This window comes from Tumebacillus flagellatus (genome assembly GCF_000714935.1).
Classification (GTDB): Bacteria; Bacillota; Bacilli; order Tumebacillales; family Tumebacillaceae; genus Tumebacillus; species Tumebacillus flagellatus.
Genome location: NZ_JMIR01000041.1, coordinates 1 through 15,694 on the forward strand (window position 1 = coordinate 1; position 15,694 = coordinate 15,694).

The 15,694-nt window shown below is 53.4% G+C and carries 15 protein-coding genes; 5 read left to right on the top strand and 10 right to left on the bottom strand.

Going from position 1 to position 15,694, the window contains the following annotated elements; all coding sequences use genetic code 11:
* Window positions 1-105 precede the first annotated feature (105 nt).
* A complete protein-coding gene (locus tag EL26_RS20490; RefSeq protein ID WP_038093611.1) occupies window positions 106-1,074 on the bottom strand; it encodes a site-specific integrase in 969 nt (322 codons plus the stop codon).
* Between the two features lie 648 nt (window positions 1,075-1,722).
* On the opposite strand from EL26_RS20490, the gene EL26_RS20500 reads away from it, so the two are divergent.
* A complete protein-coding gene (locus EL26_RS20500) occupies window positions 1,723-3,645 on the top strand; it encodes a recombinase family protein (RefSeq protein ID WP_038093617.1) in 1,923 nt (640 codons plus the stop codon).
* Window positions 3,646-3,703: 58 nt separating this feature from the next.
* Here EL26_RS20500 and EL26_RS24175 read toward each other — a convergent pair whose 3' ends face one another.
* From EL26_RS24175 to EL26_RS20520, 5 genes are all read right to left on the bottom strand, one after another.
* On the bottom strand, window positions 3,704-5,188 hold the full coding sequence (locus EL26_RS24175; RefSeq protein ID WP_052036638.1) for an S-layer homology domain-containing protein: 1,485 nt from the start codon (window positions 5,186-5,188) through the stop codon (window positions 3,704-3,706).
* A 120-nt stretch (window positions 5,189-5,308) separates the two neighbouring features.
* Window positions 5,309-5,509, bottom strand: a complete 201-nt coding sequence (locus EL26_RS20510) for a hypothetical protein (protein ID WP_038093620.1) — start codon at window positions 5,507-5,509, stop codon at window positions 5,309-5,311.
* On the bottom strand, window positions 5,451-5,618 hold the full coding sequence (locus EL26_RS25615; protein WP_161780764.1) for a hypothetical protein: 168 nt from the start codon (window positions 5,616-5,618) through the stop codon (window positions 5,451-5,453). The genes EL26_RS20510 and EL26_RS25615 overlap by 59 nt, the downstream gene beginning before the upstream one ends.
* A gap of 15 nt (window positions 5,619-5,633) precedes the next feature.
* Window positions 5,634-6,659 carry a spore photoproduct lyase gene (gene splB, locus EL26_RS20515; protein ID WP_038093623.1) on the bottom strand — a complete coding sequence of 342 codons (1,026 nt, stop codon included), beginning with the start codon at window positions 6,657-6,659 and terminating at the stop codon, window positions 5,634-5,636.
* Between the two features lie 132 nt (window positions 6,660-6,791).
* A complete protein-coding gene (locus tag EL26_RS20520) occupies window positions 6,792-7,868 on the bottom strand; it encodes a M42 family metallopeptidase (RefSeq protein WP_038093626.1) in 1,077 nt (358 codons plus the stop codon).
* A 271-nt stretch (window positions 7,869-8,139) separates the two neighbouring features.
* Between EL26_RS20520 and EL26_RS20525 the strand changes: the two genes are divergently transcribed.
* The gene (locus tag EL26_RS20525) at window positions 8,140-8,901 is read left to right on the top strand and encodes a hypothetical protein (protein WP_038093629.1); all 762 of its coding nucleotides are present in this window, start codon (window positions 8,140-8,142) and stop codon (window positions 8,899-8,901) included.
* Window positions 8,902-8,945: 44 nt separating this feature from the next.
* On the opposite strand, the gene EL26_RS20530 is transcribed toward EL26_RS20525, so the two are convergent.
* The 3 genes from EL26_RS20530 to EL26_RS20540 form a co-directional block, all read right to left on the bottom strand.
* Entirely contained in the window at window positions 8,946-9,440 is a 495-nt protein-coding gene (locus tag EL26_RS20530; RefSeq protein WP_038093632.1) for a hypothetical protein, read from the bottom strand.
* A 13-nt stretch (window positions 9,441-9,453) separates the two neighbouring features.
* Window positions 9,454-10,191: a hypothetical protein gene (locus EL26_RS20535; protein ID WP_038093635.1), complete on the bottom strand. Its 738-nt coding sequence runs from the start codon at window positions 10,189-10,191 to the stop codon at window positions 9,454-9,456.
* Window positions 10,192-10,367: 176 nt separating this feature from the next.
* Window positions 10,368-12,137, bottom strand: coding sequence for a B12-binding domain-containing radical SAM protein (locus EL26_RS20540; protein WP_038093638.1), 1,770 nt, complete (start codon window positions 12,135-12,137; stop codon window positions 10,368-10,370).
* A 63-nt stretch (window positions 12,138-12,200) separates the two neighbouring features.
* Between EL26_RS20540 and EL26_RS20545 the strand changes: the two genes are divergently transcribed.
* On the top strand, window positions 12,201-12,509 hold the full coding sequence (locus EL26_RS20545) for a YunC family protein (protein ID WP_038093641.1): 309 nt from the start codon (window positions 12,201-12,203) through the stop codon (window positions 12,507-12,509).
* Window positions 12,510-12,588: 79 nt separating this feature from the next.
* On the opposite strand, the gene EL26_RS20550 is transcribed toward EL26_RS20545, so the two are convergent.
* The gene (locus tag EL26_RS20550; RefSeq protein WP_038093645.1) at window positions 12,589-13,836 is read right to left on the bottom strand and encodes a glycosyltransferase family 2 protein; all 1,248 of its coding nucleotides are present in this window, start codon (window positions 13,834-13,836) and stop codon (window positions 12,589-12,591) included.
* A 202-nt stretch (window positions 13,837-14,038) separates the two neighbouring features.
* Between EL26_RS20550 and EL26_RS20555 the strand changes: the two genes are divergently transcribed.
* Window positions 14,039-15,034, top strand: a complete 996-nt coding sequence (locus EL26_RS20555; RefSeq protein ID WP_038093648.1) for a phosphotransferase — start codon at window positions 14,039-14,041, stop codon at window positions 15,032-15,034.
* A 33-nt stretch (window positions 15,035-15,067) separates the two neighbouring features.
* Window positions 15,068-15,691 carry a DedA family protein gene (locus EL26_RS20560; protein ID WP_038093651.1) on the top strand — a complete coding sequence of 208 codons (624 nt, stop codon included), beginning with the start codon at window positions 15,068-15,070 and terminating at the stop codon, window positions 15,689-15,691.
* Window positions 15,692-15,694: the final 3 nt, after the last annotated feature.

The window sequence follows — 15,694 nt, forward strand, 5'->3', positions numbered from 1 at the left end:
GGCGGTGTGTATGTGTGCCCTCTCCTGTTGTGCATCGTCAGCGAAGCGAGAGGGACTGTACGCGCTGTCTATGGAGGGGAGGAGGGCAAAAGAAAAAGAGTCAGGCTACAGCCCAACTCTTGCAGCGGCATTTTCCGCGAACAACTCACCTTCTTTGATGTACTTCCGTACCGTCTGTGTGGATTTGTGGCGCGTTTGCTTCATTATGACTCGTTCACTGACTCCCGCCTTCGCCGCGCTTGTAGCAAGTCCAGAGCGGGTTGAATGCCCTGAATATTCATCTGGATTCAAGCCAATGAGTTCGACGGCTCGTTTTACGATCAGCGCGACCGCCTTGTCAGAAAGCCCTTTGGCTTGAACTTGACCGTGACGGTTCACAGATCGGAACACCGCACCTTCTGTGATACCCGCTTGATCTAGCCATGCACGCAGAGCGCGAACTGGACAGGTTAGAGGAGTGCTTCCGTAGGGAATCCCGATGCGCTCCCCGCTTCCCTCTTGGTCAGTCTTAGAGCGGCGAAGGGAGATCACCACGCCGTCAGTGGTAAACTCTACGTCTTTCATGTCGATGTTGACTAGTTCGCTTCTACGGAATGCACCTGCGAAATCAGTAAGCAATAGGGCACGATCACGAACGCCAAGCAAACTATCAGGCAGAGCTTCCGCAATCGCCCGCACATGTTCAATCAGTAAGGGCTTCTTGCCCTCCTGTGCCGTGCCGTGTGTGTTCTTTATCCCTGCCCATGTTGATCTAACAAGAGCGTTAAGAGTTGGACTGTCATAGCCCTTTGCTTGATGAGCTTGGGAGATTGACGAGATACGCCGTTGAATGGTTGACGCTTTTCGTCCTGATTGCGCTTCATGAGTTAAGTACAGGGCGACGGTTCGCGGTTCAGCAGGGAGTGGTTGCAAGCCATGATGTTCACACCATGCCGCAAATTGATTCCAGTCGTTTTGGTAAGCGTTCTTGGTGTTGTCTGCCTTGGACTTGTTGATGTAAGTCAAGGTTGCCTGTTGCAGATCATCGAGTGTTGCCAGATCGGTTTGGGGTTTTGTGGGTTGAAGGTCGTTCATGTGGATTTCCGCCTTTCTAAGTTCCGATACGGTTATATTATCGGAAGTTATATTTCCCTAAAATGTACCACTTCCATTCAACGCAGTCAACCTAAAATGTGACCAATTGCCTATTCCATAGAGTGTGAGAATTGATGTAGATTGTACTGAAGTCTTCATACTTAAAAGGCGGTGGGAGAATGGACTTGCGATTGCGTGACTCGGAGGTTTCTGGAACTGAATTCTATGTTAATGCGCCCAGCATGAAAAATGTTCACAGGAAACGGGTTACGAGGATCAGGCATTGGAATAAGACCTTTGGTCTATTCTTTTGCTTGGACGATGGGAACGAATATTCGCTTTACATGGATGAACTGATTCCAGTGTATAGAGTGGAAGATGTTCAAGAATTACTGAATTGCTAGATCGTAGCCGCCCTTTTTGGGTGGCTTTTTTCATATGAAACAATAGTTTTATTCGGAATAGGGGTGGGGGGTAGTTTAAACCTTTTGACCCCTTTCCATTTTCGGAATGGGGGCGGGCACATCTACCGCTCGACCGCGAACCATTTTTCATTCGATTGAAATGTCCGTAAATTGGTGGTAATCTGTAGAAAACGAAATACACCTCTTATATTACCTATGGTGTACTTGAAGTGGAGGTATACAATTGTCGTCAACACATGCAGTGAAATTTTTATATCAGAAGCAGATCAGCCCTTTCTTTGCCCAAGAGTTGATGCACAAAAGGTTTATTCGAGGGCTACGTGCTGTTGCATACGGGCGTGTTTCGACGGAGAAGGAAGACCAACTGAACGCGCTTGACAACCAATTAAAAGGCTACCTCGAACTATTTGGCGCAACTAAAATGCAGATGGTCAAAGAGTGCGGTCTTCTACAGAAAAGCAACAAAAAGGCTGTCCCATTGATTGGGATGTATGCCGATGAAGGTTTGTCGGGTAAAAACTTGGACAATAGACAGGCTTTCCTTCAAATGATGGAGGATGCCAAGGCAGGAAAATTTGATATAGTTTTCACCAAGTCTGTTAGCCGTTGGGGGCGCAATGTCGAGGAGGTCACTCGTACCTATAAAGACCTGAAAGAAATGGGAGTGGCAGTATATTTTCTTGAGCAGGATGCTTGCAGTACGAATCCTGCCCACGAACAAACGATCAACAACGCGGCGGTACAGGCGCAAGAGGAGTCGAGGAGTAAATCCTTCATTGTGTCGCACGGTAACAAGATTGCTCAACAGGCAGGTAAATGGACTAGTACCGCGCCATTCTGGTGCAAAAAGATTAACGGATACTTGCATTTGGATGAAGAAAAAATCGAAGTTGTCAAGTTGATGGTTCGACTTTACTACTACGAATCTCACGGATTGAAGAAGGTTGCGAAGCTATTAAGGGAGGCTGGTCACAAGCCGCCCAAGGGTGACTTCTGGCTTGAAAAAACCATACTTGGAGTCCTGACAAACCCACTGACAAAAGGTCTTCAAGTCCAGAACAAAACTTCAACATACGATCTAAACCGTGGGATGCGAATGCCGAACCCTCCAGATGAGTGGATAGTGACTCAAAGAGAAGAAATTCGAATCTTTACCGATGATTTTTGGGAGCTTCTACAGCAAGAGATCAAGCGGAGATCGGAAGAATGGGGCGAAGTATCTTACACCACCCAACAAGTGATTGACAGTGATACAGGGGAAGTTATCGAGGTAAAGAAACGGACGTTGGAGCGCGGTTCTGGTCGTCATAGTAGTGAACATTTGTTGAGCAACTTAGTGTTCTGCGGGAATTGCGGCGGCTCACATAGGAGGAAGCCAAAAAGAAAATGGAAAGACAATCCAAGAAAGTATGACTGGTGTTGCAGAAATAATGATGTACACGGAGTAGCCTACTGTCAGCACCGTAATGCGTTTGAAGAGAGCGTCCTTATTGCTCATGTGAAAGAGGAGATCAACAAGTACCGCGCCGACAACACAGACCTTGAATCACATCTTCATTACTATTTGTCCACCTATCATTCAGAGGACAATCTACCTGAAAAAATTTCATTGCTGCAAGCCGAAATCGAGAAGCTCCAACATCGTATTGATGTGAACTTCGAAAAGCATGTGGATGGAGAAATCGACAAAGAAGAGTATGAGCGGAGACGCGACCGCTATAACGTCGATTTACGAGCCAAGAACGCTGAGTTGAACGACTTGCGGAACATAGAAAAAAAGAAAGAAGCTACTCGGCTTAGATATGGCTCTTTTATCAAGCATTTGCAAGAGCTTGACGTTGAGAACCTAACCAATGGCGATCTTCGAAAAATCATCTCATCAATACGGATTGTGACTTTCAATGAAGAGTTTCGAGATTATGTACCAAACATGAAGGATATTATCATTGACTGGAATTTTATCGACAAACCCAAAGCTGTAGTTTTTGACGATTGGGCAAGGATGGATTTTATGAAGTTCGAAATGGAGGAAGCCGCAAAGGAGGGGTTATCTTTGGAGGAGTATCAAGCCAAAGAGCTTGGTGTGTCCGTGGAGGAATATCGGGAGATTCAAGCGGAGATTGAAGCTGAAAATGGTCAACATTGACAAGCACATGAGGGTGCTTGTCTTTCTTTCGTCATCGCGCCTCTTTTATGTACGAGGGCTAGGCATGGTACGCCGCGTAATAGCCCGCGCTCCACTTCGCCGTGTTGCCGAGATGGTTCGGGTCGACCGACACCATGTCTTCGTCGGCGAGCGGTTCTTCCGGATGCTTGATCGGGTCGGCGGTGACCCAGTTCGTGAACGCCACCGGATGCTGCCAGCCGAATTTCATCTCTTCCGTGCCGACAGTGTCGAGCATGCTGGCCAGCCAGCTTTCAAACGGCGACGCCCCGCTCTTGGCGGAGAAGTACGTGCCGCTGTACGGGTTCATGCCCGGATGGTGGTCGTTGGTCAGTTTGACGGCGTTCGGGTACCATTCGGTGCCGACCAGCCAGCCTGCCAGGTATTTCGACGCGTCGGTGTGGAACGTGCCGTACGCGTGGCCCGGCATCACCGGACGGGTCAAGTCACCGTGCACCGCATGCACGGCGTCGACGATCTCGCTTTTGAACGGGTTCGTGATCGCGGGCGACCATGCGTCGGCTCCGTCGCCGTCCGCGATCATTTCCTCCTCCGGCGACCAGATGCCTTGGAGGAAGTAGAGCGGGTCGGTGCGGCCGTTGTTGAACTCATCGAGCGCTTCGTAGAAATACGGCGGCAAGATCGTGTACACGCGCACGAGGTCGACGTTCATGTCCTTCATCTCTTGGAACCAGCGCAGATAGTCAAGCTTTGACGGCGAGAGTTCGCCCGGATAATGGCCCGGCGTCGTCGCGCCGAGGTTGACGCCGTTCCAGAACTTCGCGTTCCAATTGGAGCCGTCGAAGAGCGCGATGTGGCCGTTTTTGACGGCGGTGATTTGCTTGATGCCGTTGCTCTCTTGGACAGGGTGCGGTTTCTCACTCAGGGCGTTCAAGGTTTTGGAGATCATGTACGCCGCTTCGGCACGGGTGGCGTTGCGGTGCGGCTCAAAGTTGTTGTCGGTGACGTTCGGAAGTGCGCGTTGGTACGCTTGGTAGACGTCCTGGCGCGCCCAGTCGCTGATCGCCGCATCGTCGCTGAATTTATACGAAGTGTCCGGCTTGTCCGACAAATTGCCCCGGCGAACGGCGCGCTCCAGCATGACCGCCATCTCTTCGCGGGTGATGTTGTTGTCCGGGTGGTAGGTGCTGTCCGGGTAGCCGTAGATCAAGTGCGCGTCGACCGCCGCCGAGATGTAGCCCGCTCCCCAGTGCGCGCCGACATCGTGGAACTGCTGCGCGGAGGAGGACTTGGTCAAGTGCAGCGCGTCGGTGATCATCTTGGCGAACTCCGCGCGGGTGACGCTTCCGTTCGGGTTAAAGTAAAGCACGCCGTCCGCACCGGCCGCGCCGTTGATGACCCCCGCCTCTCTCATTTGCAAAATGGCATCGGACGCCCAGTACTTGTCCGGCACGTCCGGGAAATTTGATGTCGTCGCTCCTGCCGCTTCTGCGCCAAGCGAACTCAGCGGAGCAAGCGCCAGCAGAGCGGTCAGAGCGTATGTCCAAATTCGTTGATTTTGCACAAATAATCCCCTTTTGGAAAAATTGGTACTTCTCTCCCATTTTAACCTTCTTACAGCAAAAGAGCCACTGTTCGCCAGAAGCAAACAGTGGCTTTTTTCCTCGGCGATCTTGGCGGGTTCTTAGAGGTCGGAGCTGTCGTCGAGGTCGAAGCGGACGCCGTCTTTGGCTGCCAGCGGCGTGCCGTCGCCGTCGTCGTCGCTGCCGGTGGTGTTGATGCCCATCTGGCTGGCGAGTTCTTCGACTTGGTTTTGCATGCCTTCTTCACGAGCGGCTTGTTTTGCTGCGTTCAGGCCCTTTTGAATCGCGTTGTTTTGATCCATCTGCGGATTCCTCCTCGGCTTGAATTCGTTTGAGTGTGAACGTTTCGTCCGTCCCCGCCTCGAAATCGGCTTGCAGGACGTTGGTGATTCCGTCGCGGTCTTGGTTCATGGGGCCAACCCCCTCTTACGTGAAGTAATCAATCCGCGCCTCTGGGAAGTATTCTCCGATCAGCGCCCGAAGATGCGTGTCCAGCGCCGTCGCGTCATCCGTTTGGTACACCCACTTGCCTCGCCCGTACTTGCCCCATTTGTACTTGCGCTTTTCCTCGTCCATGTCGAGCTTGGTTTTGGGGTAGCGTTCGAGGATGACTTTTTTGGCGGTGGCAGTGAAGCGGTGTTGGATCAGTTCGAACGTGAGGTTTTTCTTCGCCTCGGGGATGAGGACGTGGCTCAAGCGTTCGATCAACTCCGCGTAACCCTCTTGCCAGCCGTCGTAGATCATCAGCGGGGCGAGGATGAAGCCGAGCGGGTAGCCCGCTTTGGCGATCTTGCCCGCCGCTTCGATGCGCTCGTCGAAGCTGGCGACGCCGGGTTCGAAGTTTTTGATCACGTAGCGGGAGTTGATCGAGAAGCGAAAGCGCGTCTTGCCGTTGTGCTTGGCGTCCAGCAGGGAGTCCACGCCGTCGTACTTGGTGACAAACCGCAAACTCCCCAACTCCGACTCTCCAAAAAACTCAATCATCCGCTTCAGATTGCCGGTCAGATACTCCACGGCGATCGGATCGGACGAACAGGCGGCTTCAAACACGGTCGGCTCCGGCGCGCGCTCGTCGATGTATTTCCGGGCGGTGTCGAGGATTTCGTCGATGTTGACGTAGACGCGGACGTAAGGTTTTTTGCCCATCGTGGTTTGCAGATAGCAGTAGTGGCAATGGCCGGGGCAGCCGGTCGAAGGCGGGAGCGAGAAATCGGCGGAGGGTTTGGAGGTCTCCAGTTTCATCGTTTTCTTGATCCCGACAACGAGCGTGTTTTTGGCGTTGCGGTACGCTGCGGCGGGCGTGTCGCCCGGTATGCCGGTCACGCGGTTGTGCGACGGCGTGACCTGAATCGGTTTGCCCTGCTCCTTGAACATCCGGTATAAGCGGTCGCCCACTTCGTAGTCGAGCGCTTTCGGCTCAAAGTAGATAAAGTCCGGCTCAAATTTCGGCATATGTGCACCTCCTCTCGGCAGGCCGTTTGCGAAGATAGGGTTAGTATGTCAAGAAACGGAAAAAACCCTCCTTCCACAGTGCGGTGGAAAGAGGGTTTTCCCGAGTGATTCTCGATTTCGGTGCTTCCAATCTTAGTACAGGTGCAGTTCCTCGACGGTCTTCTTGTCGAGTTTCTTGATCACCGCTGCGATCAGTTCAGCCGCTTGTTCGAAGTCTTTGCGGGACATGATCGCGGTGTGGCTGTGGATGTAACGGGTTGCAAAGCCGATGACGATCGACGGGCAGCCGATGCCGGAGAGGTGGAACTTGCCCGCGTCGGTGCCGCCGCCTGCGAGGGCGTCGGTTTGCAGGTTGATGCCGAGTTCTTTCGCGGTGTCCATGACGAGATTGCGCAGGCCGACGTGCGGAACCATCGACGCGTCAAAGATCATCATCAGCGGACCGCCGCCGACGCTGCACTCCGCCGGGTACAGCTCGAAGCCCGGGGTGTCGTACGCAAGGCCGACGTCCACCGCGAACGCGATGTCCGGCTGCACGAGGTTGCCCATGACTTGCGCGCCGCGCAGACCGACTTCCTCCTGTACGGAAGCGCCGGAGTAGACGACGTTCGGGTGCTCTTCGTTTTGCAGATGCTTCAGAACTTCGATGGCAACGCCGCAACCCGCACGGTTGTCAAGCGCTTTCGCCGCCCACAGCTCGCCGTCGCGCATCTCGAAAAAGTCCGAGACCGGGATGATCGGGTCGCCGACGCGGATGCCCATGTTCTCTGCGTCCGCTTTGTCGCGGGCGCCGATGTCGATGAACATCGTTTTGATCTCCGTGACTTTGTTGCGCTCTTCCGGCGTCAGGACGTGCGGAGCTTTGGAGCCGATGATCCCGATGACATCGCCCTTGCTGGTTTTGATGCGCACGCGTTGGGAGAGCATGACGGCCGGCCACCAGCCGCCGAGCGATTGAAATTTCAGATACCCTTTTTCAGTGATGTATGTAACCATCCAACCTACCTCATCGAGGTGGCCTGCTACGAGAACTTTCGGGCCGTCTGCCTGCCCGACTTTTTTCCCGAGAATGCCGCCGAGGCGGTCGCGTACGATCTCGTCGGAAAGCGGTTCCAGGTACGCTTGCACTTTTTCGCGCACTTCGCGTTCAAAACCCGGTACGCCGTCAACTTCGGTCAGTTCTTTCATCATTTTTACTACGTCTGACATGTTTGTTACCCCCTTGTTTCTGTGTAGTTTGCCCTGTTTGTAACAACTTACCCTTTACCCCATACCCATAGTACCAAATATTTCGGATTCAGTAAGTATATACTTTGAACGATTTTCGAGTGAAATCACAGGACGTGACGACACTTACATTCGCAATTGAATAAAGCGAAATAAAAATCATTTACGTACCACAACCACTAATTACAACTGATTTTTCCTGTTATACTAGAAATGAAATACACCGTCGATATTGAAAGGAATCTATCCCTGCATGCAAATAGTAACTTCAAAAACATTCCGTATGCTTTCAGTTCTGGTCGCGCTCGCCGCTCTGTGGACGCTGTCCGCCTGCTTCGAAGCCCAAGAAGAATCGGTCGTCCATAGTCCTAATCTACTGGAATCACCACCCCGAATCGGTATCACATCTGCCTCCTATCCGGTTCATCCGGGACAAAAATTTTCTTTTCATTCTACGGGAGGAGAATGGGAGGGTACGCAGGTTACCCTGTTTCTGATTTCAGACGACCCTGTATCCTTGAGTCAAATTTCGGATTATAAAGTCATCCCCCAAAACGCAACCCAAATTGGATCAACGGAACTGAAAAACGGTGCTTGGAGTTTCGATTGGCAACTCCCTGCCGCTGCATCCGTAAACCAGTCCTTCCTCTTGACGGCACGAACAGACCGAGGAACGATACACACGGCTCGGTTCGACTCGCTTCAGTATGATATCTTAGAGGTTTCCCCCTCTATCGCTCATGCTGGAGAATCAGTTCATGTCCACGGTGTCGGTTTCGGTGCGTACCGTTCCATGCAACCTAGGTTGATTCAAGTTCGTCCAGAAACCAATTTTGATTTGCTTCATACGTTTCCTGTCGTCTACTCGAACGATGGTTCGTTTGATTTTTCCTTGACTCTGCCCGCTTCAGCTGAACTAAAACTTGCTCAGCAAGGCCACTACGAACTCAATTTCAAACTCTCACAATCGAATGGACAAGCAGAAACTGTTTCTGCTCAGATCGAAATCCAATAGAAACCTCCCTCGCATCTAAATGCGGGGAGGTTTTTCGCTGGTCATTATCGATAAGAGAACCCGATTAGCGGCTCACCAGTTTCTGCATCAACCACGACGTTGTATTCATGGTGAATCGGGATATCTCCAGTAAAGCCCTGAGGGATATGGCCTGCATAGGACATTCCCTTGAAACTTACGATGTAGACGGGGAGTTTTTCCATATGCCCCGCTGCCTTCAATTTCGGATTCTTGCTGAGGGCTTCCGGTGAAAACATCTGATAATCCGGATTCGTCATCAACTGATACTCCACTGTCGTTTCCGTCGCATCTTCAGCCCATTTCGAAAATTTTTGTTTCGCTTTCGAAATCGCTGCTTTCTCATCAATTTTCGGATTGGAGCTCGGTTTCTCCAGTTGAATGTGCATTTTTTCAAGATGGGCAGCCGCATGAGCGGTGCTCAAGCCGTTTGCACTTGTGTTTGCATACGTCGGTTGCATCAACAAAGAACCAAAAAGTACCGCACTCAGCGCGACTGTAAAAAAAACAGATTTCTTCATACCTGCTCCTCCTCTAGTGACGGGTATCCCACAGATACAAGTAACTGGTCTGATCATTCGATTTGTAATGGGAGTCGTCATACCCGCCGTTTCTGTCAAAATACATCGTCAGAGCAGGAGAATAGATCGTGGAGCCATTCACAAACGCCCGTAAGTTAGAAAACTTGGCTTTGTTTGTATTCGTTCCCGCAAACGAAGTCGAGGTCAGATCGTATCCGTAGATTTCCTCATAATATTGGACTCCATTCCCAACGAAACCAGGGTAACTTGCGATCAGCGCTCCGTCGACCGTGCCGGTGAAGTTGCCGTTCCAATTTGTATTGTCTTTGGCAACGCGATACCCATGCACTCGATTTGCTTGCGGACCTACCGAACTGTACACCTGATAATCGCTGCTGCTTGATCCGTAGTTGATCTCATAAAAGTAATGGACGCCATCCGCTTGGGAGACCTGGCTGTCATCGGTCCATCCGACTTGTACATATTCGGTAGCCCCGTAAATCGAACTGGTGATCATGGGCCATGCGCAAGAGCCGCTCTTCGCGTTAATCGTCGGGTAATCCGGGGTGTAGATGTCTGTATAAACACTTGTAACCCCGGAATCAGCTGTATTGCTGCTCCCCGAATTGTTCACATAAAACGAGGTCTTGCCGCCCACGAAGGAGTTAGACTGCGTTGCTGCGTGTCCTGCAGTTTCAGAGAACAGGGACAGCAACATACCCATTGCAAGGATCGAGATTGTTTTTTTCAAAGCCGGATTCATCTCCTAGGCAAATTTTCCAATCATCTCGATTTAATTTAATACGTCATTACATAAAAGTCAATAGCTATCAACATGATCTGAGGCGAATTATGTAATTTTATTTACACCCTGTCTATGATTAGGAGTGAATAAAAAAACCGCGCCCAGATGGACGCGTTTTTTTATTAGACACGCACCAAACCAAACGCCGACAGCGCGGCATGGAAATACTTCGGTTCCTGCCCTTGGCCCGGCTCGTAGTAGGCGAGCAACAGGTGCGGCTTGGCTTCCAACGTGCCGGGTTCGAACGGGAGGGTTTCCAACAAGCAGTGCTTGTGGATATCCTGTTCGCTCAGTTTCAACGCGGCGAATTGCTCTCCCAGCAACTCCGGGCGCTCGGCAAACAGTTGAATCAGGCGGGACGACGTTTGCTTGTCCAACGTGCGCTCCCACCAGATCGCCCGCGGTTTGTTTTTGAACGCTTTCAGGTAATCGAGTTTCATCAGACCCAAGATGACGTCCATCCCATCGGTTCCCCGTGCTTCGAGGAACTGCTGCAGGCGCTTGAACAGGTCTTCGAGCTGATGCCCGATGCGGTTCCACCCGCGCTCTTCCCAGTAGTCGCCGAACTCTTGGAAGAAGTCGAACGGCGAGTCGAACTCGCGGCTCACCAAGTGCTCCACCGTCAAATCCGCACGATGCGCGTTCCAGTACTTCTCAAGCACGTCTTCCACGCGCTTGATACGGATCACGTCGTCAAACGAAAGCACGTTGTTGGAGAGAATCTCATACGGCGCATTGTCCATGTACTGGTAGCCGTACTGTTCCGCTTGCGCCCGCACGCCGGTGCCGCGCAGCATCTTGAGGAAGCCGAGCTGCAATTCTTCCGGCCGCAGTTCGAACACGTCGTTGAACGTCTTGCGGAACGAGCGGTAGTCTTCCTCCGGCAGCCCTGCGATCAAGTCGAGATGCTGGTCGATCTTGCCGCTGTTCTTGATCCCGAGCACCGTGTTCGTGAGCTTCTCCCAGTTCTGGCGGCGCTGCACGATGTCGTTGGTGATGTCGTTGGTCGACTGCACCCCGATCTCGAAGCGGAACACGCCGGGCGGCGCGTTCTCCGCCAAGTATTGCACCACGTCCGGCTTCAAGATATCCGCCGTGATCTCAAACTGGAAGATCGTGCCGTTGTGGTTTTTGATCAAGAAGTCAAACACCGTCAACGCATAGCGGCGGTGGATGTTAAACGTGCGGTCGACGAACTTCACGGTCTTGACCCCCGCGTCGATCAAGCGCTTTAACTCGGTCAGCGTGCGGTCGAGATCGAAGTAGCGCACGCCGGTCTCGATGGACGAGAGACAGTACGAGCACGAGAACGGACAGCCGCGCGAGCACTCAAAGTAGACGACGCGGTTGACGAGCGTAGGCAGGTCGTCGTCGTCAAACGGAGACGGAATCTCGTCGAGCTTCATCTTCTCGGCGGGGAACGTCTGCTGGACGTTCTCCTCGGCGTCGCGGTACACGATGCCGGGGATGAGGTCGTAGCGCGGACGGTCGCCGGACTCGGACGCTTTTTGCAATTCGGTCAGCACGCGGTGGAACGTCTTCTCGCCTTCGTTGATTACGATCGCGTCGACTTCCGGGATGCGCATAAGCCACATCCGCGAATCGTACGACACTTCCGGACCCCCGAGCACGATCTTGACGTTCGGGTTGGTCTTGCGCAACATCTGGATGATCGGAATCGTCTCTTCGATGTTCCAGATGTAGCAGGAGAACCCGACGACATCCGGCTTGCGCTTGTAGATGTCGGCGGCGACGGAGAGCGCCGGGTCTTTGATCGTGTATTCGCAGAGGTCGATGTCCGGGAAATCGGGACGCGCATACGCGCGCAAGTAGCGCAGCGCGAGCGAAGTGTGTATATATTTGGCGTTCAGTGTTGCCAAGACGATTTTCATAGGTGGCACCCCCAGGTGCATATGGTATGGTGATGTTCCAACAAGTTGAGGAGGAGGAGTTCGATGATCCACGTACTTCCGATCCCGATGGAGGGCAAAGTCGCCCTGGGGATCTCCGTCCAACTGCCCAAAACCAATCTGGTTGTCGTCACCACCGACATCGGATACATCATGTGCGGGGCGCTTGATGTCGGGCTGCTCAACGAGAAACTCGCCTCGCGAGGCATCATCGCCGGCCGCGCCGTCGGGGTGAAAACGCTGGAGGAATTGCTGGACGCTCCTCTTGAATCGGTCACGCACAAAGCAGCCGAGATGGGCATCACGGTCGGCACGATCGGCCGCGACGCCATTCGCCGCATGTTACAAGGATAACCGAATACGAAAACAAACACCCCCGCCAACTGGCCGGGGTGTTTTTTCCGTGTGAAGTTGTCTTCGGAAACGGCCTCGACTAGTTGCTCAATTCGTCGAGACGAATCGCACGGCTGTGCACGGTGTGGCTCCATGTCTTGTTGTTCTTGGTGAAGAACGCCACGACGGTGATCGGGAACCACGTCAGCAAGAAGATCGGATACAACGGCAACGCCAAGTACGAACGCCAGCCGGCTTTCTCCAAGTACATGGAGAGCGGCAATTGCGCGTACAAGAGCAGGTTGACCAGAATCCAGTAGTTCGTCGGCAACATGACGCGCTGCACGTTCGTGACCGCCCACCAATGCGGCATGACCAGTTGGAGGTACAGAACCAGCGACGTGACCAAGATGATCAACAGACGCATCGGTTGGAACAGGTACAAAGCGGCGTCGAGCATGTGCCAGTTGCGGTGTTTGATCGATTTGCCGAGCAACGGCCAGAAGTAGCGGGACGCGCAGTCGAAGTGACCTTGCATCCAGCGCAGGCGTTGACGCCACGACGCTTTCATCGTGTTCGGCTTCTCGTCATAGACGATCGCGTTGTGCGCCCAAGTCGGGTACACGCCGCGCTCGACGCAGCGGGCGGTGAATTCGACGTCCTCGGTGAGCGAGGTTGCGCCCCAGCCCATCTCTTTGAGCAACGGGGTGTCGATGCAAATCCCCGTGCCGCCCAGCGAGTTCGCCAAGCCGAGGTTGTAGCGGGAGAGCTGCCAGCAACGGTTCGTGTAGTAGTACGAAATCGCCATCGAGACGGAAATCCACGAGTCGTTCGGGTTCTTGGTTGCCAAGTAGCCCTGAATGACGCGCGCGCCGTTGATCAGCTTCTCGTTCATCTCCATGAGGAAATTGCGGGCTGCGAGGTTGTCGGCGTCAAACATGACGACCGCATCGTACTCGCGCTCTTGTTCCCACAGGCGCTCCAACATCCACTCGATCGCAAAGCCCTTGCCGCGCTTGGCGTCGTCAAAGCGTTCGAACGCCAACGCACCGGCTTTGCGGGAAATCTCAGCCGTGTTGTCGGTGCAGTTATCGCAGATCACGAAGATATCGTACATGTCGCGCGGATAGTCCAACGTTTGCAGGTTTTCAAGCAACGGTTCAATGACTTCAGCTTCGTTATGAGCCGCCACGAAGATCGCGAACGTCTTCTGGGGAGCATGTGTGATCGTTTCTTGCTTCTGGCGGAGGCCGAACAGCGATACCCCGACCTGGTACGCACTGAGCGCCCCGGTCAGACCTTGCAACCCGATAAAGGCTCCATCCGCTAGAGTTCCAAGAATACTCATTACGTCTTCCCTCACTTTATAGTGGCTTCTCCACATATGGTTCCATAGGATAGCATCTCTTCCTGAGACACATTCTAGTCTACTATAACAAATATGCAATACTCGGACAAGTATACGTCCATGATTCTAATTTTGTGAGAACTATGCCTAGTCTGAACGAATATGAATAAGGGTATCAAATGATGACGAAGAGGTGACAGATATGCAGATTCAAGCTCTCCGGGTGGAAGAACACTGGGGCATCCTCGTGCGTTCCGTACAGCCGCACGGCCCCGTTTTTCAAGTGACCGCCCACGACGGCGTTTACTGTTTCAAACGAGGTAAACACGGCCTCGGTCGCCTCGGGTTCGATCATCACGCCATCGAATGGTTGGCAAAAAACGACTTCCCCGCCACCCCCCGCTTTCTCCCCACGCTGACCGGAAAGCCTTGGGCGATGATCGACGGCGAACCGTGGGTGCTCACCCCGTGGACGGGTCGGCCGCTCGACGCCGGTTCACGCAGAGAATGGCTGCTGGCGGCACGTCAGTTGGCGAAGTTTCACCGCGCGTCGCACGGGATGGAGTTGCCCGACGAAGTAGAACGGGTCGCTTTTTCCGGCAAGTGGTTGGCGCGCTTTGAAGAGCGCAACAAAGAATTGCGCGAGTCCTTGCAGTCGTTCACCTCCCCGCAAAACGGATTTGAAGCCGAAGTGGTCGAGATGTCCGACGAACTGATGGGCTTGGCGACCTCCAGCGCCGATCTGCTGCACGCGTCCGCCTACACCGATCTCGTGCATGAAATCGAGCACCGCGCGACGCTCGTACACGGCAACGTCAAAGCGGAAAACTTCACCGTCGACGACGGCGGGCGCGTGTGCCTCATAGACTTCGACTCGTTCCGGCTTGATGTGTGGGTGCAAGATTTGAGCGACTTCCTCAGCAACGCGCTCCGTTCGCACGGCTGGTCGCGGGAATTCGCCTGCGAATTGTTCGACGCCTACCACGCCGAACGCCCCTTGGAAACGCGGGAAACCCCCGTCCTCCTCGCTCTGCTCTCCTACCCGTACCTCCCCGTGAAAATCATCCGCAAGTACCACCGCGAAGGCCGCTCGCTGGAAAAAACGCTCCGCAAATGGCATCGCGCCCTCCATGAACTGAACCGTCAAAAAGTTTTTGTAAAGGAATGGGCAAGTTGGCTCGAAAAACGTGTACAATAGGTGTGACAAACAAGACAAGCGAGGTACTGTCTCATGTTACACCATCTGCTGGAATGGCTCGCCAGCGTCGCGACCGGCCTGATCGAGACGTTCGGACACTGGGGCGTCTTTCTCGCCATGATCATCGAGAGCGCCTGCATCCCGTTGCCCAGTGAAGTGATCATGCTCTTCGGCGGCTTCCACGCGGAAGAAGGGCTCTTGACGTTCTGGGGCGTGGTCTGGGCAGGCGTGTTCGGCAATCTGGTCGGCTCGTTGCTCACCTATTGGATCGGCGCCACCAAGGGGCGCGAGTGGTTGGAGAAGTACGGCAAGTACGTATTGATCAAAAAAAACCACATCGACAAAGCGGACCGCTGGTTCAAAAAGTACGGCGAATGGGCTGCGTTCTTCGGGCGCAATTTGCCGGTCATCCGCACGTTCATCTCGCTCCCGGCGGGCGTGGCGCGGATGAACTTTTTCAAGTTCGTGATCTTCACATTCCTCGGCTGCCTGCCGTGGAACTACGTGCTGACTTACTTGGGCTTCAAACTCGGCGCCAACTGGGGCGTGGTCGAGCCGTATATCAAGCCGTTCTCCTACGGAATCCTCGGCCTGATCGTGCTCGCGGTGCTGTGGTTTATCTTCCGCAACCTGCGCACCCGCACGGCGACGAAATAAGCG